At 69.8% G+C, this 18,375-nt stretch carries 15 protein-coding genes; 9 read left to right on the top strand and 6 right to left on the bottom strand.

Translation table 11 applies throughout. The features are described 5' to 3' along the window. Positions 1-10: 10 nt before the first annotated feature. Positions 11-541, bottom strand: a complete 531-nt coding sequence (locus tag GA0070608_RS10425; protein WP_091625856.1) for a peptidylprolyl isomerase — start codon at positions 539-541, stop codon at positions 11-13. Positions 542-625: 84 nt separating this feature from the next. Between GA0070608_RS10425 and GA0070608_RS10420 the strand changes: the two genes are divergently transcribed. Beyond that, the gene (locus GA0070608_RS10420; protein WP_091625853.1) at positions 626-1,528 is read left to right on the top strand and encodes a hypothetical protein; all 903 of its coding nucleotides are present in this window, start codon (positions 626-628) and stop codon (positions 1,526-1,528) included. A gap of 452 nt (positions 1,529-1,980) precedes the next feature. On the opposite strand, the gene corA is transcribed toward GA0070608_RS10420, so the two are convergent. The 4 genes from corA to GA0070608_RS10400 form a co-directional block, all read right to left on the bottom strand. Further along, complete coding sequence (corA, locus tag GA0070608_RS10415; protein WP_091625850.1) at positions 1,981-3,129, bottom strand: magnesium/cobalt transporter CorA; 1,149 nt, start codon at positions 3,127-3,129, stop codon at positions 1,981-1,983. Positions 3,130-3,527: 398 nt separating this feature from the next. Further along, the gene (locus GA0070608_RS10410) at positions 3,528-4,622 is read right to left on the bottom strand and encodes an aminotransferase-like domain-containing protein (RefSeq protein ID WP_091625847.1); all 1,095 of its coding nucleotides are present in this window, start codon (positions 4,620-4,622) and stop codon (positions 3,528-3,530) included. A gap of 106 nt (positions 4,623-4,728) precedes the next feature. Then, positions 4,729-5,187, bottom strand: coding sequence for an ester cyclase (locus GA0070608_RS10405; RefSeq protein WP_091625844.1), 459 nt, complete (start codon positions 5,185-5,187; stop codon positions 4,729-4,731). Positions 5,188-5,280: 93 nt separating this feature from the next. Next, the gene (locus GA0070608_RS10400; RefSeq protein WP_091625842.1) at positions 5,281-5,673 is read right to left on the bottom strand and encodes a CBS domain-containing protein; all 393 of its coding nucleotides are present in this window, start codon (positions 5,671-5,673) and stop codon (positions 5,281-5,283) included. A 115-nt stretch (positions 5,674-5,788) separates the two neighbouring features. Between GA0070608_RS10400 and GA0070608_RS10395 the strand changes: the two genes are divergently transcribed. The 8 genes from GA0070608_RS10395 to GA0070608_RS10355 all read left to right on the top strand — a co-directional run bounded on the left by GA0070608_RS10395 (position 5,789) and on the right by GA0070608_RS10355 (position 16,321). Continuing rightward, positions 5,789-6,238, top strand: coding sequence for an NUDIX domain-containing protein (locus GA0070608_RS10395; RefSeq protein WP_176733677.1), 450 nt, complete (start codon positions 5,789-5,791; stop codon positions 6,236-6,238). Then, positions 6,235-7,005, top strand: a complete 771-nt coding sequence (locus tag GA0070608_RS10390; RefSeq protein ID WP_091625839.1) for a hypothetical protein — start codon at positions 6,235-6,237, stop codon at positions 7,003-7,005. Before GA0070608_RS10395 ends, GA0070608_RS10390 begins: the two co-directional genes overlap by 4 nt. Before the next feature lie 104 nt (positions 7,006-7,109). After that, the gene (locus tag GA0070608_RS10385) at positions 7,110-7,841 is read left to right on the top strand and encodes a phosphocholine cytidylyltransferase family protein (RefSeq protein WP_091625837.1); all 732 of its coding nucleotides are present in this window, start codon (positions 7,110-7,112) and stop codon (positions 7,839-7,841) included. Beyond that, positions 7,829-8,896: an iron-containing alcohol dehydrogenase family protein gene (locus GA0070608_RS10380; RefSeq protein WP_091625834.1), complete on the top strand. Its 1,068-nt coding sequence runs from the start codon at positions 7,829-7,831 to the stop codon at positions 8,894-8,896. The genes GA0070608_RS10385 and GA0070608_RS10380 overlap by 13 nt, the downstream gene beginning before the upstream one ends. Continuing rightward, positions 8,871-9,593, top strand: coding sequence for a CDP-alcohol phosphatidyltransferase family protein (locus tag GA0070608_RS10375; protein WP_091625831.1), 723 nt, complete (start codon positions 8,871-8,873; stop codon positions 9,591-9,593). Before GA0070608_RS10380 ends, GA0070608_RS10375 begins: the two co-directional genes overlap by 26 nt. Positions 9,594-10,157: 564 nt before the next feature. Then, positions 10,158-11,678, top strand: coding sequence for a type I restriction-modification system subunit M (locus tag GA0070608_RS10365; RefSeq protein WP_091625823.1), 1,521 nt, complete (start codon positions 10,158-10,160; stop codon positions 11,676-11,678). Next, a complete protein-coding gene (locus tag GA0070608_RS10360) occupies positions 11,675-12,862 on the top strand; it encodes a restriction endonuclease subunit S (protein ID WP_091625819.1) in 1,188 nt (395 codons plus the stop codon). Before GA0070608_RS10365 ends, GA0070608_RS10360 begins: the two co-directional genes overlap by 4 nt. Positions 12,863-12,907: 45 nt before the next feature. Further along, positions 12,908-16,321, top strand: coding sequence for a DEAD/DEAH box helicase family protein (locus GA0070608_RS10355; protein ID WP_091625814.1), 3,414 nt, complete (start codon positions 12,908-12,910; stop codon positions 16,319-16,321). A gap of 773 nt (positions 16,322-17,094) precedes the next feature. Here GA0070608_RS10355 and GA0070608_RS10350 read toward each other — a convergent pair. After that, complete coding sequence (locus tag GA0070608_RS10350) at positions 17,095-18,363, bottom strand: glycosyltransferase (RefSeq protein ID WP_091625811.1); 1,269 nt, start codon at positions 18,361-18,363, stop codon at positions 17,095-17,097. Positions 18,364-18,375 lie beyond the last annotated feature (12 nt).

Below are 18,375 nucleotides of genomic sequence, written 5' to 3'. Positions count from 1 at the left end.
CGCGGAGCACTCAGGCAGCGGACCGCTCGATCTCGACCCGCTCGATGACGACGTCCTGCAACGGACGGTCGTTCGGGCCGGTCGGGGTGTTGGCGATCGCGTCGACGATCTTCGCGGACTGCTCGTCGGCTACCTTCCCGAAGATGGTGTGCCGGTTGTTCAGGTGCGGCGTCGGCGAGACCGTGATGAAGAACTGCGAACCGTTGGTGCCCGGCCCGGCGTTCGCCATCGCCAGCAGGTACGGCTGGTCGAAACGCAGCTCCGGGTGGAACTCGTCACCGAACTTGTAGCCCGGGCCACCACGACCGGTGCCGGTCGGGTCGCCCATCTGGACCATGAAGCCGCTGATCACCCGGTGCGAGATGGTGCCGTCGTAGTACGGACCGTTGCCCGGCTGGTTCGTACGCGGGTCGGTGTATTCGCGGTTGCCCTCGGCCAGGTCGACGAAGTTCTTCACGGTCTTCGGGGCGTGGTTGCCGAAGAGTTCCAGCCGGATCGGGCCGGCGTTGGTGTGCAGGGTGGCGTAGACAGCCTCGGCCACGGGTACTCCTCACTCGTTGGTCAGTTCCATGCGGATCCTCCCATGTGCCCGATCTGGCAGTGCGGAGGCATCCGAAGGTGGAGGATGACGAAGGAACAACTCCCAGGAGGTGGGACCGTGTTTGGAATCGGGCGGCGAAAGACCCAGGGGCAGCTGGCCAAGGTGGAGCTGAACCAGGGCCTCGGTCACCTGAGGCAGGCTGCGACGTACGCCGCGAAGGGTGCCGGCGCCACCGTGGGTCCGCGGGTCCAGGCGGCCCGGGGCGCGGTCGCGCCGACCGCCGTCCTGGTACGCGACCGCGCGTCCAGCGGTCTCGCGTCCACGGTCGCCGCACTCGCGCCGCTGGCCCTGGCCGTCCGCAAGGCGCAGGCCGAGGCGGCGGGCAAGGCGGTCACCGGCAGGAAGGCCGTCGCAGCCAAGCAGGCCGCGGCCACCAGGAAGGTCAAGGCGAAGAACATGAAGGCTTCCCGGAAGAAGAACTCCCGCCGGGGCGGGTCCATGATGACGGGCCTGCTCGCGGCCGGCGCGGTGGCCGGGGTCGCCGCGATGGCGATGCGGCGTCGTCGGGAACAGCAGGAGTGGACCGAGTACGACCCGACCCGCGGCAAGCTGGAGCCGATGCGTGACGAGGTCGACAGCATCGAGATCCGTACCCCGGTGACCGACGCCTCGACGATGCCGAGCGGTTCGGCGGTGGCCGGCGGCCCGACGGGTGCCGGCAGTTCGGGTGCGGCCGGCAGTTCGGCGGTGGCCGGCAGCTCGACCGGTGCCCGCAGTTCGGCGGTGGCCGGCGGCCCGACGGGTGCCGGCAGTTCGACGGTGGCCGGTGGCGGCAGCGCCTCCACCCCCGGCAAGCAGCCGACGGTGCACGCGACGGACAAGGTCCCGTCGATGGCCGAGGGCGCCAAGGACACCTCGGGCCGCCCGGCGGTCGACCTGACCGAGGCACTCACCAAGGGCACCACCAGGACAAACGGCCGCCGCTGACCCCCGTTCAGCCCCGGAAAGCGCCGGCGAAGCGGCACCCGCCGCCCCGCCGGCGCTTCCGCCTGCCCACCCACTCCGTCTCGTCCCGCGCTCGCCCCCGCCGTCCCCGCGCCCGGCCCCCGCGCGCCGTCCCCGCGCCGGGCTCCCGCGCGCCGTCCCCGCGCCCCCGCCGGCCCGCCGGCCCGCCAGCCCCGCCGGCCCGCCAACCCCGCCAGCCCCGCCGGCCCGCCAGCCCTCGCGATCTTGCACTTTCTGCCCCCGCAATGCCCTATAAGTCCCCTATATCGGGGCTCAAAGTGCAAGATCGCGGGCGCGGGGCGGCGGGGCGCGGGGCGGCGCGGGCGCGGGGGACGGGGCGGGGCGCGGGGCGGGGCAGGGGGGCGGGGCAGGGGGCGGGGCAGGGGGCGGGGCAGGGGGGCGGCGCGGCGCGGGGCAGGCGGGGGGTGGGGCGGTCAGAGCCAGCCGTTGCGGCGGAACCAGCGGTACAGCGCCAGCGAGATCGCGAGCATCAGGGCAAGCACGACCGGATAGCCGTACGTCATGCGCAGCTCCGGCATGACCTCGAAGTTCATTCCGTAGATGCCGGCGATGGCGGTCCAGACGGCGGCGATGGCGGCCCATGCGGCGATCTTGCGCATGTCGTTGTTCTGGTCGACGGTGACCTGGGCCAGCCGCGCCTGGAGGATGGAGTTGAGCAGGTCGTCGTAGGAGTTGACCTGCTCGACGGTGCGGCTGAGGTGGTCCTGCACGTCCCGGAAATAGCGGCGGATCTCCTTGGGCACGTCCCGGTTCATCTCGGCGGTGAGCGTCATCAGCGGGCGTTGCAGCGGCATCACCGCCCGCTTGAACTCCACCAGCTCCCGCTTCATCTGGTAGATCCGCTGGATCCGGCCGCTGGACTGGCGGTCGAAGACGTCGGCCTCCAGCGTGTCGAGGTCGTCCTCCAGCCGGTCGGCGACCTCCAGGTAGATGTCCACCACCCGGTCGGTGACCGCGTACGCCACCGCCCAGGGCCCCTGGAGCAGCAGGTCCTGCTTCGTCTCCAGGTTGGCCCGGACGGGGGCCAGCCGGCAGGCGTCTCCGTGCCGGACGCTGATCAGGAAGTTCGGGCCGATGAAGAGCATCACCTGGCCGGTCTCGACGACCTCGGAGTTCTCGGTCAGCTCGGCGTGCTCGCAGTAGCGGGCGGTCCGCAGCACCAGGAAGCTGACCTCGCCGAACTGCTCCAGCTTGGGCCGCTGCTGCGCCTTGACCGCGTCCTCGACGGCCAGTTCGTGCAGCCCGTAGGTGGCGGCGATGGCGGTCATCTCGTCCAGTTCCGGCTCGTGCAGGCCGAGCCAGACGAAGCCGTGCTCCTCGCGGCGGGCTGCGGCGAGCGCCTCGGCGTACCGCCAGTCGCCGGACTGTCGCCGGCCATCCACGTAGAGGGCGCAGTCGACCACCGCGCTGCGCTGCGGGCCGGTCGGCGTGGGAACCCGCTGCGGACTGTCGGAGTTGAGCCGGCGGGTCATCGCCCGCACCGGCGCCACCCAGTCCCGGGGCCTGAGCACCCGTCCGCCGTTCGGCGAGGTCGCCTGCCCCTGCTGCCCCCGGTCCGTCATCACGCCCCCTCCCCACGCGCTGCCGAGGGTAGACGGTACGCCGCCGCAGATGATCACCGCCGGTGACGATCTGCCGGGAGGGAGGCGCCGGGCGGGCCGGGTCGCATCAGGGGGGTGAGGGGACGACACGGCCCACCCGGCGCCCTTCTGGGGGCGGGGGTTGTGCTGGCGGCGCCGCTCGACGTGCCGCCGGTCGGGCCAGCCCGGGCTCGTCGCCGGGCCCGGCCGGGGCTGGCTACGGACACGGCCAGGGCTGGCGACGGACGCGGCCGGGTCAGGGCCGGCGGTGATCCCGCTACACGTGGTGAGTGACGCTCGCAGCATTGTGGGCCGCCGGCCGCCCCGGCGGGAGACCCGGGGCGGCCACCATCGTCTAACTGTCAGGAATCTGACAGAAATCAGCCTCGTACGGCCGCCATGGCCTCCGCCAGGCGCCGCACGCCCTCGTCGATCCGGTCCGCGGTCACCGCCGAGTACGCCAGCCGCAGGGCGTGCCGCCCACCGTCGACGACGAAGTCGCTGCCCTTGACCACGGCGACCCCGCGCTCGGCGGCGGCCGGGGCTAGCCTGTCCGCCTCCACGTCCTCGGGCAGCTCGACCCAGAGGAAGTAGCCGCCGTCCGGCTCCACAAAACGGGCCTCCGGGATGTGCCGGCGCAGCGACTCGGCCAGCACCCCGGCCCGCTCGCCGAGCGCGGCGCACACGGTCTCGATGGAGCGCTGGATCTCGCCGGAGACGCAGAACTGGTGCACGATCGCCTGGGAGACCATGCCCGGCGAGATGTAGAGGCTGGTCGCCTTCTTCGCGATGTCGCCGATCAGGTCCGCCGGACCCACCAGGTAGCCGACCCGCACGCCGGGGCAGACCGTCTTGGTGAAGCTGGAGGCGTGCACCACCACATTGCGGGTGTCCATCGAGAGCATCGACGGCAGCGCCTCGCCCCGGAACCGGATGTCGGCGTACGGGTCGTCCTCGAAGATCGTGAACTCGTACTCGGCGGCGAGGTCGAGCAGCTCGCGGCGCTTCTCCAGGCTGAGGGTCACACCGGCCGGGTTCTGGTAGTTCGGAATGACGTGCGCCAGCCGGGGACGCACCCCCGACTCCAGCAGCTTGCGCAGCTCGGCGGTGTCGAGCCCGTCCGGCTGGATGGTGACGCCGTGCAGCTCGCTGCCCATCCGCTGGAGGTTGAGCAGCGTCCGGTCGTACGTCGGGCGCTCCACCACCACCGCGTCGCCGGGGCGGACCAGGTGGTCGAAGAGGAACGCGTCCGCCTGCAACGAACCGTTGGTGATAAGCACCTGGTCGGCGGCGACCCCGTGCTTCTCGGCGATCCACTTCCGCAGCGGAAGGTAGCCGACGGAGGTGCCGTACGCCGTCACCCCGGCGGGGTCGGCGTCGAACGCGCGGACGGCGGCGGCCTTGAGCCCCTCGACATCGACGATGTCCAGCGAGGGAGCGCCACGGGCGAAGGAGATCAACTGCTCGGCGGTCATGGCTGTTCAGCGTACGGAAGGCGACGGGGTACGCGCGGACGGCACGGCGATGTCCGCATCCTGAGCCACCGGGACGGGTGACCCGCGTCGGCCGGTCGGCGGCAGATCAGACCGGAAGGCCGAGCGGGTCGTGCTGCGCTTCCCGGGAAAGCCCGTCCACGTGCAGGCCGAGTGCCGCGATCAGCTGCCCCCAGTCGAAGTAGGAACGCCAGGCCGCGATCCGGCCCCGACGGACCCGGACGACGTCCACCACGTCCCAGCTCACCACCCGGCCGGTCGGCGCGACGGTGCCGAACGGCGTGTGCAGCACCCCGGTGTGGGTGCCGGTCAGCCGCTGCTCGACGGCCGCGCCACCGGCCGTCTGCACCGACCCGATCGGGTCGACGACCAGGTCCGGGAAGGCCCCGGTCCAGGTACGCAGCAGGGCGGGCAACTCGATCGGGCGCACCGTGACGCCCGGCATGGAGTAGAAGGCGTCGGTCGCGTAGAGGTCCGGCAGCCGGGCCACGTCCCGCCGCAGGAGCATCGCGTACTGCTGCTCGACCAGCCGATCCGCGCCAGGCATGAGGACCTCCGTCGCGGATCGCGGCCCGTCCGCGCCCGCACCGGGACATCTACCCGTCGATCGGCCCACCCACACCTGCGACGGAGCCGCCGCTCAGCTCGCCTCGGCCAGCCGGCTGGCCGCCCAGACCCGCATGATGTCCCGTACGGAGATCACCCCGGCCACCTCGCGCCCGTCGAGCACCACCAGGTGCCGGAAGCCGCCCCGGGCCATGGCCACGGCCGCCTCCTCCACCGTCCACTCCGGCCCGGCGTAGACCACGTCCCACGTGAGGTGGGCGGACGTCCGCTCGACGTCGCAGTCCAGGTCGGCCCCGATGGCCTTCAGCACATCGCGTTCGGTCATGATGCCGACCCCCTCGGAATCCGGGTCGATCACGACCGCCGACCCGACACCACGGGCCGACATCATCCGGGCCGCCTGACGGAGCGTGTGCTCCGGACCGACCACGAGAACCTCGCTGGACATCGCTTCCCGAACCTGCATCACGCATCACCCCTGTGGGACGGTGGCACCCGGTAGGGGACATGGTGCGCCCGCGCGGGGCCCCGGACAAGACCGGGCGTCGCCGAAACGGCTGACCGCTCGCTACTGTCGTGGCGTGTCCACCGAGCCTCTGCGCTGCGCCGGCGCGCTGATCGTCGATGACGACGGTCGAATCTTCGTCCAGCGACGGTCCGCCCACCGGCGCATCTTTCCCAACTGCTGGGACATCGTCGGCGGCCATCTGGAGCCGGGCGAGGACTGGATGGACGCCCTGCGCCGGGAGGTGACCGAGGAGACCGGCTGGACGGTGTCGCACGTACTCGGCCACGTCGGGGACTACCGCTACGTCGCCGACGACGGCCTGGCCCGGATCGAGCGCGACTGGCTGGTCCGGGTGGACGGCGACCTGGCCCGGCCGGTGCTGGAGGTGGGCAGGCACACCGAGTTCCGGTGGCTCGCCGCCGACGGGCTCGACCTGCTCGACGAGCACCGCGACGTCAACGACGGCCTCATCCGGCGGATCGCGGCCGAAGGATTCGCCGCCCTGCGCTCGATCGGGCTGTGAACGACACCGTCGAGCTGGCGCCGCACCGGTTCGCCGGCCTGGTCGCCCCGGCGGTCGACCGGGCGTTCGTCGCCGGCATGCTCGCCGGCCGCGACGGCGGCGGCGCCGAGCTGAGCCAGCGGTACGGCGGGCCGGCCGCCACCGGCTTCCTGCTGGAGTTCCGCACCCGCCTCGCTGCGCCGGGCGGGACGGTCGACGAGGCCGGATTCGAGGCCGTCACCCGCTACCGGGATCCGGTCGACCGGCGGCGGGCCCTGGACAAGCAGGTGGCGTACGGGACGATCCACCGCAGCCCCGAGGGCGAACTCTCCGCCACCGAGCGCGGGCTGGCCTTCCTCGCCGAAATCTGGCAGGTGCACGCGGAGGTGACCGAGGAACTCTGGGCGGGGCACGACGACCGGGTGCTGCGGCTGGTGGAGGCGTTCGGCCGGGTGCTCGCGTACGCGCTGGTGCTCACCGACGAGGAGGGCGCCGACGCCGGTGCGGCGTTCGCCGCGATGGCGCCGCCGTACGAGCCGGACGGCACCCCGCCCGGCGTGCTGCTGCTGAACCGGCTCGGCACGATGCGCCACCACCGGGCCGACGCGCACGCCGCCGCGTCGAGTGCCGCCGGGCACAGCGCCGCGAGTGCCGCCGCCCTGCCGCCCGGCCCGGAACAGCTCGCCATCGACCTGGAGACCGATCGGCGGGCCGCCGGCCCGTACGCCGTGCTGACCGCCGAGAAGCGGCTGACGGTGCTGGCGGACCTGGCGGCGCTGCCCGGCTGACCCGTGCCCCCGCTGGCCCGCTTGGCATGGTTGACCACAGCGGTGCCGGCGCACGGCGCTATCCTCCAGCGATGACCGGGAGTCGCACGAGGGAGAACGCCGCAATGATCGGGATGGTGCTCGCAGCCGGAGCGGGGCGTCGGCTGCGCCCGTACACCGACACCCTGCCCAAGGCGCTGGTGCCGGTGGACGGTGACACCACCATCCTGGACATCTCGCTGCGCAACCTGGCCGAGGTGGGGCTCACCGACATCGTGATCGTGGTCGGCTACGCCGCCGACGCGGTCGTCTCCCGCCAGGCGGAGTTGGAGAAGAAGTACGGCGTCACGATCACCCTGGTGCACAACGACAAGGCCGAGGAGTGGAACAACGCCTACTCCCTCTGGCTGGCCCGGGAACACTTCGCCCGGGGCGTGCTGCTGGTCAACGGCGACACCGTGCACCCGGTGAGCGTGGAGAAGACCCTGCTGGCCGAGCGTGGCCCGGGCATCCTGCTCGCCGTCGACACCATCAAGCCGCTGGCCGAGGAGGAGATGAAGACCACCTTCGACGCCGCCGGCCAGCTCACCCGGATCACCAAGATCATGGACCCGGGCGACGCCTACGGGGAGTACATCGGCGCGACGCTGATCGAGCCGCAGGTGGCCGACGCCCTCGCCGACGCCCTGGAGGCGACCTGGCGGCGCGACCCGAACCTCTACTACGAGGACGGCTACCAGGAGTTCTCCGACCGGGGTGGCGAGGTTCGGGCGGCGCCGATCGGCGACGTGCTCTGGGTCGAGGTCGACAACCACGCCGACCTGGCCCGGGCGCGGGAGATCGCGTGCCGCTACTAGCCCGTACGGTCAACACCCCGCTCGTGATCGAGGTCCGGCGGGGCGCGGTGGCCGACCTCGGGCCGCTGCTGGCCGACCGGCGGATCTCGGCCGGCGGGGACGTGGCCGTGGTGGTCGGCCCCGGGCAGGGCGAGCGGATCGTCGAGCTGTGCCGCCCGTCGCTCGGCGCGGCCGACGTCTTCACGGTCGTCGGCGGCACCATCGACGCGGCGAACGACCTCGGCGACCGGCTGCGGTCGCGTTCCTACGACGCCGTGGTCGGGATCGGCGGCGGCAAGACCATCGACACCGCCAAGTACGCTGCCACCCGGTACGGCCTGCCGATGGTGACCGTGGCGACCAGCCTGGCCAACGACGGCATCGCCTCCCCGGTGGCCTCGCTGATCCACGAGGGGGGCAAGGGCTCCTACGGGGTGCACATCCCGATCGCGGTGCTGGTGGACCTGGACTTCGTGGAGAACGGCCCGGACCGGCAGACCCAGGCAGGAATCGGCGACGCCGTCAGCAACCTCAGCGCCTGCGCGGACTGGGAGCTGGCCCACGAGGTACGCGGCGAACCGATCGACGGGCTGGCGGTGACCCTGGCCCGCACCGGCGCCGAGGCACTGATCAACCACCCCGGCAAGATCACCGACGACGCGTTCCTCACCACGTTGGCCGAGGCGCTGATCCTCGGTGGCATCTCCATGTCGATCTGCGGGTCGAGCCGCCCGGCGAGCGGCGGGGACCACGAGATCTCGCACGCCATCGAGCACTTCCACCCGGGGCTGACCTCGCACGGCGAACAGGCCGGGCTCGGCGCCCTCTTCTGCACCTTCCTGCGGGGCGACTCCGACCGGTTCGGCCAACTCGCCCGCTGCCTGCACCGCCACGGTCTCGCCACCACGCCGGCCGACCTGCGGCTGACCGACGAGCAGTTCGTCGAGGCCGTGCAGTTCGCACCCCGGACCCGACCGGACCGCTACACCATCCTCGAACACCTTGCGCTGTCGCCTACCGAGACGCGCAAGCGGCTGGCAGACTACGCCGGTGCAATCCGCGACCACCTTGGCTGAGCCCCGCCCCACCGTCGCCGACTTCCACCGGGTGAACCGGGGCGGCGGCCTGTTCAGCGAATCGATCAGCCAGTGGCTGGGCGCGGTCTTCGCGCTCGTCGCCCAGCGCCTCGGGCTGCGCCCGACCGCGCTGACCCTCGCCAACCTGGTGCTCGGCCTCGCCACCTCGGTCACCGTGGTCGCACTCGCCGGGCGGGTCGCGGCCGGCGACGTGCCGGCCTGGGCGGTCGGGCTGCTCGCGCTGGTCGGCTGGCAGGTGGCGTACGCCCTGGACTGCGCCGACGGTCAGCTTGCCCGGGTCACCGGGCAGGGCAGCGCCGCCGGTGCCCGGATCGACGTGCTCTGCGACGTGGCGGCCCAGATCGCCCTGGTCGCCGCGCTCTCCGCCACCGCCGTGGCGCAGCGCCCGGAGACGCCGTCCTGGCTCGTCGCGGTCTTCGCCGGCACCTGGATGGTCAACCTGGTGACGTCGGTGATGCAGGCCGGCCCGAACGCGGCCAGCATGGTCACCTCGACCTCGCTGCCCGTACGCCTGGCGAAGCTGGTCCGCGACTACGGCGCGGTGATCTTCGTGGCCGGTCTGGTGCTGGCCTTCGCCCCCGCCCTCGTCTTCTGGGTGATCGTGGCGTTCACGATCGTCAACGGCGGCTTCCTGCTCGCCAGCATCGCCTTCTCCGCCCGCGCCTCGCTGCGCTGAGGTGTAGCCGGGCCGGCCTGCACCTCTTTGGCCCCTGTCGAGCTGCCCCGTCTGTGCTACCGCTTGATCGGCATGTCCGCCGCACACCGGGCCACGACTGACCGCGCGGGCGATCTTGGTACCAAAATGCCCCTATATGGGCTGCTTCGTACCAAGATCTACGACTATCCCCGAGGGCAGAACTGCATCCCGGAAGATGGAAGGATTCGGCAGCAAGCCTGGTACGTCCTGGAATACCACCGGCATCACCGCTGCCCGCACTGCACAGCCAGCGGCTGGTGTCCGGACGTTCACGTCGCGCGAATCCGGATCACGGCATGGCATCGGTACCGGGGGCGGTAGCCGGGCTCCGGGCCGGCGACCTCCTGCACCTCACCCGAGCCGCCAGCATCCAGTTCGTCACGCCAATCACGTTCCGCCTCATCCGGGTGCTCGACCAGCCGACGTACCGACGAACTGGCGGCCAAGGCGTCTCACGTGCCCCGGGGAAGCCTGCGCTGATCCATCACAACAAGGGCTAGCCTGTGGGGCCAAGCCTGAAGCAACGCCATGGGGACGAGGCACGTGATAACCGGTGAACTGAAAAGCAAGATCGACCGCGTCTGGGATGCGTTCTGGTCGGGCGGCATCTCGAACCCGCTGGAGGTGATCGAGCAGATCACCTACCTGCTCTTCATCAAGCGGCTGGACGAGATGGAGACGCGGGAACAGAAGAAGGCGGAGCGCTTCCCGAACGCCCCGGTCACGCTACGGTTTCGGCCGGACCAGCAAGAACTCCGATGGTCCCAGTTCAAGGACCGGGACCCGGAGACCATGTTCAAGATCGTCACCCATCAGGTCTTCCCGTACCTTCAGACGCTCGGTAGCGACGGGTCAACGTACTCGCACCACATGAGGGACGCCCGGTTCACCATCCCCAGCCCAGGGCTGCTCGGCCGCGTGGTCGACATGCTCGACAAGATCCCGATGGAGGACCGGGACACCAAGGGCGATCTCTACGAGTACATGCTCGGCAAGATCGCTACCGCTGGCCACAATGGGCAGTTCCGAACGTCACGGCACATCATCCAACTGATGGTCAAGATGACGGCCCCGACGCCGACCGACGAGATCTGCGACCCGGCCTGCGGCACCGCGGGCTTCCTCGTAGAGGCCGGAGAGTACGTCCGGCGCACCCATCCGGACGCGCTGCTCGACGCGAAGCAGCGGGAGCACTTCCACGAGAGCATGTTCCACGGCTTCGACTTCGACGGCACCATGCTGCGGATCGGCAGCATGAACATGCTGCTGCACGGCGTGGAGAGCCCGGACATCCGGTACCGCGACTCGCTGGCCGAGAACGTCAGCGGCGAGGATTCCGAGAAGTACTCCCTGATCCTCGCCAACCCGCCGTTCGCCGGCAGCCTCGACTACGAGAGCACGTCCAAGGACCTCCAGCGGATCGTCAAGACCAAGAAGACCGAGCTGCTGTTCCTCGCCCTCTTCCTCCGGCTCCTCAAGCCCGGCGGACGGGCGGCCGTGATCGTGCCGGACGGCGTGCTCTTCGGGTCAAGCAAGGCGCACAAGGAGCTGCGCCGGATGCTGGTCGAGAACCAAAAGCTCGACGCGGTGGTGAAGCTGCCCAGCGGCACCTTCAAGCCCTACTCGGGCGTCTCCACAGCGGTCCTGTTCTTCACCAAGACCAACAGTGGCGGGACCGACAACGTCTGGTTCTACGACGTGGCTGCTGACGGTTGGAGCCTGGACGACAAGCGGACGCCGCTGCTGCCTGCCGAGAAGCTCGGGCCGGTCACTGACGTAGCGCTGGCCGAGGACGAGCACGCGAAGAACAACCTGCCGGACGCCCTGGCGCGGTGGTCCCGCCGGAACGGCGACGAGTTGCAGCGGTCGCGGACCGAGCAGAGCTTCTGCGTGCCCAAGGCCGACATCGTCGAGCAGGGCTACGACCTCAGCCTCAACCGCTACAAGGAAGTCGTCCGCGAGGAAATCGAGCATCGCTCGCCTCTCGACGTCTTGACTGAACTGGAGAGGTTGGAATCCGAGATCCAGCAGGGCATCGCCGATCTTAAGACGATGCTCGGATGAGCCAAATCAGAACCGCTCGCCTGGCGGACTTGGTGAAGTTCGTCGGTGGCGGAACCCCCACTCGGAACAACCCCGACTACTACGGTGGCGACATTCCTTGGGTTACCCCGAAGGACATGAAATCCTGGAGCATCGAACGGGCGCAGGTCAACATCACCGATGCCGGCCTTTCCGGAAGCGCTGCTCGCCTCGTTCCGGCCGGATCCGTGCTCGTCGTCGTCCGCTCTGGCGTGCTGAAGCACACCCTTCCTGTAGGTGTGAGCCGCGTTCCCGTCGCCATCAATCAAGACATGAAGGCCATGCTTTGTGGTAGCGAGGTCGCCCCCGATTATCTGGCTCGAACCATCAAGGCGCACTCTAGCCTTATCCTGAGCTGGGTCCGAGCCACCACGGCCGACAACTTTCCAGTTGAGAAGCTAAAGGAAATGAGGATTCCGCTGCCTCCGATCGAGGAACAGCGGAGGATTGCGGGGGTGCTGGATCGGGCTGATGAGCTGCGCGCCAAGCGCCGCGAAGCCCTCGCCCACCTCGACGACCTGGCCTTGGGATTCTTCCTTGACCTGTTCGGTTCGCCGGATACGAATCCGCAGGGCTGGCCGTTGATCAGTCTTACGGACGTGTTGGCCATGCCTCTTCGGAACGGCATTTCCCCTGCCACTCGTGGCGAGGTCGAAGGGCATGTGCTCACTCTGTCCAGCATCACGGGACGACGGTTTGACCCCACGGCAAGGAAGTCGGCAGCATTCCTCGCACCGCATTCAACTGCCCAGGTCGTGCACACGTCCGATTTTCTGATGTGCCGGGGCAACGGCAACCTCGGCCTTGTCGGTCGCGGCTTTTTTCCTTCGGTAGCGATGCCGGACACCGCCTTCCCGGACACGATTATCGCCGCGCGGGTCAGAACCGAACTGGTGCGCCCCGTCTTCTTGGAGCACGTCTGGCGGTCGACTGCCGTCCGGCGGCAGATCGAATCCTCGGCGCGTACCACCAACGGCACTTACAAGGTCAACCAACAGGGATTGGGAGGCATCTCGTTCTTTTCGCCGCCGCTGGAACTGCAAGACCGGTTCACGGCCCGGATTGCGGCTGTTGACGCACTTCGTGCCAACCACTCTTCCGGCCTGGCGGAGCTGGACGCACTCTTTGCGTCGTTGCAGGATCGGGCCTTCCGGGGGTTGCTCTGATGTGAGATGCTCTAGGGCTGTCCACTGTGGGGGGTAGACGTTCCGATGAGCAACTTCGCGTTCCTGCGGGCTGAGTGGCCCGAGCTGCTTGACGAGGCCCGGCGGGCCGAGCGACTTGCCGTCGCCGACCCGCGGGGCTCTTGTTTCTACGCTCGGCGCACTCTGGAACTCGCGCTCGGCTGGCTCTTCGACGCCGACGCGACACTCGCCAAGCCGTACAAGAATGACCTCTCCGCGAAGATCCACGAGCCGACGCTGCGCAACCTGGTGGGCACCGGCCTCCAGACAAAGATGAACGTCATCCGCAAACAGGGCAACCGGGCCGTGCACGAGCGGACGCTGGTGACGGACAAGGAATCGGTGCCGGTCATCCGTGAGTTGTTCCACGTCACGTACTGGATCGCCCGGCACTACACCCGCGAAAGGGCGCAGGTTCCGGCGAGCGCCCTCGCCTTCGACCCGGGTCTGATTCCCCCGGCGGACCCTTCCGAGGCGCGGCAGCAGACCCAGGCCGAGCTGAAGGCGCTCGCCGACAGGCTCGCCGCCCGGGACGCGGCGCTGGCCGCCGAACGAGAGCGGTCCGCCACCCTCGACGCCGAGTTGGCAAAGCTGCGCGCCGAGATCGCCGCCGCGAAGGCCGCCAACCTGGCCCGCCCCGACGACCACGACTACGACGAGGCGCAGACCCGCGACCTCTACATCGACCTGATGCTGGCCGAGGCCGGCTGGCGGCTCGACCGCAAGGAGGACCGCGAGTTCGAGGTCACCGGCATGCCCAACACCACGGGCACCGGGTTCGTCGACTACGTCCTGTGGGGTGACGACGGCAAGCCGCTCGCGGTGGTCGAGGCCAAGCGCGCCCGGCGGGACGCCACCATCGGCAAGCAGCAGGCCAAGCTCTACGCCGACTGCCTGGAGCAGCGGTACGGCCAGCGGCCGGTCATCTTCTACACCAACGGCTACGACACCTGGCTCTGGGACGATCTCGCCTACCCGCCCCGGCCGGTGCAGGGCTTCTACACCAAGGACGAGCTTCAGCTCCTGATCAAGCGGCGGGTCAGCCGCGAGTCGCTCGCAGGCGTACAGATCAAGCAGGAGATCGTCGGGCGGCCCTACCAGACCCGGGCGATCCGGAAGATCGCCGAGGCGTTCGAGCGGGACCGGCAGCGGCAGGCGCTCGTGGTGATGGCCACCGGCGCCGGCAAGACCCGTACCGTGATCGCCCTGGTCGACCTGCTGATGCGGGCCAACTGGGTCAAGCGGGTGCTCTTCCTCGCCGACCGTAACGCGCTGGTCAACCAGGCGGTCAACGCGTTCAAGGCACACCTGCCCGAGGCGGCCACGGTCAACCTGGTCACCGAGAAGGACACCGAGGGCCGGGTGTACGTCTCGACGTACCCGACCATGATGGGCCTGGTCAACGAGACCACGAGCGGCGGGCGGCGCTTCGGGCCCGGCTACTTCGACCTGGTCATCATCGACGAGGCGCACCGGTCGGTGTACCAGAAGTACCGGGCGATCTTCTCCTGGTTCGACAGTCTGCTGGTCGGGCTCACCGCGACCCCGCGCAACGAGATCGACCGCAACACCTACAGCCTGTTCAACCTCGAAGACGGCGTACCCACCGACCAGTTCGACCTCGACGAGGCGATCGAAGGTAAATACCTCGTCCCGCCGCGTGCGGTCTCCGTACCGCTGAAGATCATGCGCGACGGTATCCGCTACGACGACCTCAGCGAGGAGGAGAAGGACCACTGGGACTCGCTCGACTGGGGCGACGACGGGCCGCCGGACAGCGTCGACGCGGCCGAGATCAACAAGTCACTGTTCAACGGCCCCACGGTGGACAAGGTCCTGGAGACCTTGATGACCCTCGGCCACCACGTGGCCGGTGGTGACCGGATCGGTAAGACGATCATCTTCGCCAAGAACGAGGCCCACGCGAACTTCATCCAGGAGCGGTTCGACCTCGCGTACCCGATGCACCATGGCCACCTCGCCCGGGTGATCACACACCGGACGAAGTACGCACAGAGTCTCATCGACGCGTTCTCGCAGCAGGAGAAGGCCCCGCACATCGCCATCTCGGTGGACATGCTCGACACCGGCATCGACGTGCCCGAGGTCGTCAACCTGGTCTTCTTCAAGGTCGTCCGGTCCAAGTCGAAGTTCCTCCAGATGATCGGCCGGGGCACCCGGCTCTGCCCGGACCTCTACGGCCCCGGGCAGCACAAGAAGGACTTCCACGTCTTCGACTTCTGCCAGAACTTCGAGTACTTCAACGAGAACCCCGAGCCGGCGGAGGGGAAGCTGGGAGAGTCGCTGACCGAGCGGCTGTTCAAGGCCCAGCTCGAACTGATCTGCCGCCTCGACCAGCGTCTCCCCACCGGAGCCGGCCCCGAGTCGGAGGTCGACGGGACGCAGAGCGAGGCGGGCCTGCGCTGGGACCTGGCCCGCAACCTCCACGGCCGGGTCGAGAGCATCCACCTCGACAACTTCGTCGTACGCCCCAAGCGGAAGTTGGTGGAGTACTACGTCGACTTCGCGCGCTGGCACCGACTCACCCCCGAAGCGGTGGCCGAGATCGGCGGCAACCTCGCCGGCCTGCCCACCAAAGTGCAGGACGAGGACGAGGCGGCCAAGCGGTTCGACCTGATGGTGCTGCGCCTACAGCTCGGCCAGTTCCAGGTCGTACCCGCCTACGACCGGCTGCGCCGCCAGGTGCAGGAGGTCGCCTCGACGCTGCTGGAACAGACCAGCATCCCGGCGGTCCGCGAGCAGCAGCAACTCCTCGACGACGTTGCCGGCGACGACTGGTGGCAGGACGTAACCCTGCCGATGCTGGAACTGATGCGTCGCCGCCTGCGCGGGCTGGCCAGGTTGATCGAGCGGTCCAAGCGGGCCATCGTCTACACCGACATCAGCGACGAGTTGGGTGAGATCTCGGTCGTCTGGCTGAACGACATCAGGACCGGGACGGACTTCGAGCGGTTCCGCGCCAAGGCCCGGGTGTACCTGCATGCCCACGAGGACCACCTGGCGTTGCAGAAGCTACGCCGCAACAAGCAGCTTTCCCCCACCGACCTCGACGAGTTGGAACGAATGCTCGCAGCCAGCGGTGGCGGCACCGAGGACATCGACCGGGCCCGCCAGTCGTCCGGCGGGCTCGGGCTCTTCATCCGCTCGCTGGTCGGACTCGACCGGGAAGCGGCCAACGCGGCGTTCAGCGAATTCCTGGCCGGCCGCACCCTCACCGCGAACCAGATCAGCTTCGTCGACCTGATCATCGCCCACCTCACCCGGAACGGCGTGATGGCACCCGAACGGCTCTACGAATCCCCGTTCAGCGACATCGCGCCCGACCCGGACTCGATCTTCCCGTCCGCCGATCTGGACCGCCTGATCACGATCCTCAACTCCGTCCGAGACACCGCCGCCCCTGCAAATGAGGTGGCTTAGCGGGGCGGGGCGATGGTCCGGACTCCCGGTACGCAGGTTCCGGCAAAGTCGTGGGGGTCTCCGGCCTGGGATGGTTGATGGGACGCCTCGACTGGCCGCGCGGGAGATCTTGGTAGCAAAGTGCCCCTGGAGGGGCCGTTTCCTGCCAAGATCTCCCGCCATCCTGTGGAGCGGAACAGCGTTCCCGGAAGATGAACGAACATCGGGTGCCTCGGCCTGCGGGCAGGAGGCCCGGGGCGAGGACGTCGCCGTGGCCCGGTCGGCCTCGCGCGCGAACCACAGCTCGCCGGTCACCGGTGTTGATCGGCTGGCAGCTTCTTGAGGAGCAGGCGGACTGCCTCGTCGACCCTGGATGCTGGAATCGATGAGGGGCAGTCCACGTACCGCTCCGGTCAGGAGTTGGATACCCGCCTCGACAAGCACCGGCACGGTGAACGACTGCCCCGCGCGGAGCCATTCCGCGGTGAGCCGGTCCACTCTGTCACCGAAGTTCGCCGCGCTGGGAGACGCGTTCGACGCCCACCACATGATCATGCTGTCGAACGGCGACGACTGGGCCTGGGCCCGGCCCGCATTGGCCGGCCGTAATCACCGCCCCAAGATCTTTTGTCGCTCACCCGGGTCCCGCCCGCGGATCGCGCCGGGTAAGCGGCAGACGATCAAGGGCGACCCACGAGCAAGGCGGGACAACGAGCAAGGAACGGCCCACGATCAAGGCACGGCACGCGGCCAAAGCGCGACGCACGGTCAGAACAGCACGTAAGCGGGGTGGCTTAGCGGGGCGGGGCGGTGGCCGAGACGCTCGCGTACACGTCGATCAACTGGCGGGTGACCACGTCGGGGTGGAAGGTGCGCTCGTAGCGGGCGCGCGCCGCCGGGGCCAGCCGCGCCGCGCCGGCCCGGGCCACCGACAGGGCGGCGGCCATGGCGGCCGGCTCCGGGGCCACCACCCAACCCGCCTCGCCCTCCTGCACACCGTGCGGCAGCGCGACGCGGCCCTCCCCCGGCGCGGCAGTGGCGACGGCGGCCGGGCCGGTGCCGGCGGGTTCGCGCGGGGCGTCCGCGCCGAGCAGGTACGGGATGCCGCCGAGGGCGGTGCCGAGCACCGGCCGGCCGCTGGACAGCGCCTCGATGATCACCGTGGGCAGGACGTCGTGCCAGGTGGAGGCGGCGATGATCACCGTGCTGGCCTCGATCGCCGCGCGTACCCCGGCACGGTCCAGCGAGCCGAGGTAGGTCACGTCGGCGCGCTCGGCGGCGGCGGCCTCGGCCAGCGGGCGCAGTTCGCCGTCCCCGGCGATGCGCAGCGGGCCGAGCGCGCCGTCCGGGTGTCGCCGCCAGGCGTCCAGCAGCAGGGCCAGCCCCTTCTCCGGGGAGAGCCGGGCCATGTAGAGGAAGCCGTCGCCGAGCGGCGCGGGCGCCCCCGGATCGGGGATGCCGTTGGGCTTGACCACGATCCGCTCCGCCGGGATGCCGTAGTCGCGCAGGTGGTCGGCGACCGCCGAGGTGAGCGCGATGAACCGGTCCACCGACCGCCAGGTGCCCCGGTGCACGGCGAGCGTGGTCGCCATCAGGGCACTCTGCGCCCGGGAGCCCCGGTAGCAGCGGTGCACGATCGCCGGCACCCCCAGGGCCCTGCCCCGGCAGTCCTGGCAGATCATGCCGTCCCGGAAGTAGAGCCCGGAGGAACAGACCTGGCGGTAGTTGTGCACCGTCTGCACCACCGGCACGCCGTGCCGGTGCGCGGTCCGCACGATCCACGGCGAGATCAGCGGGTACGGGTTGTGCAGGTGCAGCACGTCCGGCCGGTGCTCGCTGATCAGCCGGCTCAGCTCCTCCTGGGCGCGGGGCGCCCAGATCGGGGAGATCGGCAGCAGCGCCTTGGCCGACTTCGGCATCGTCGGGATCTCGTCGGAGCTGCGGATGAACGGCAGCACCTCGACGCCGGCCGCGGTGAGCTGGGCCATCTCCACGTCGACGATGGTGTTCTCGCCGGAGGGCTGAGCCTCCCGGTACCGGTTGTGCGCCACCACGATTCTCACGGGAAAGAAGGC

The organism is Micromonospora peucetia, assembly GCF_900091625.1.
GTDB classification, from domain to species: Bacteria; Actinomycetota; Actinomycetes; order Mycobacteriales; family Micromonosporaceae; genus Micromonospora; species Micromonospora peucetia.
The sequence above is the reverse complement of the archived record's forward strand: the minus strand, read 5'-3'. Positions and strand labels throughout refer to the sequence as shown.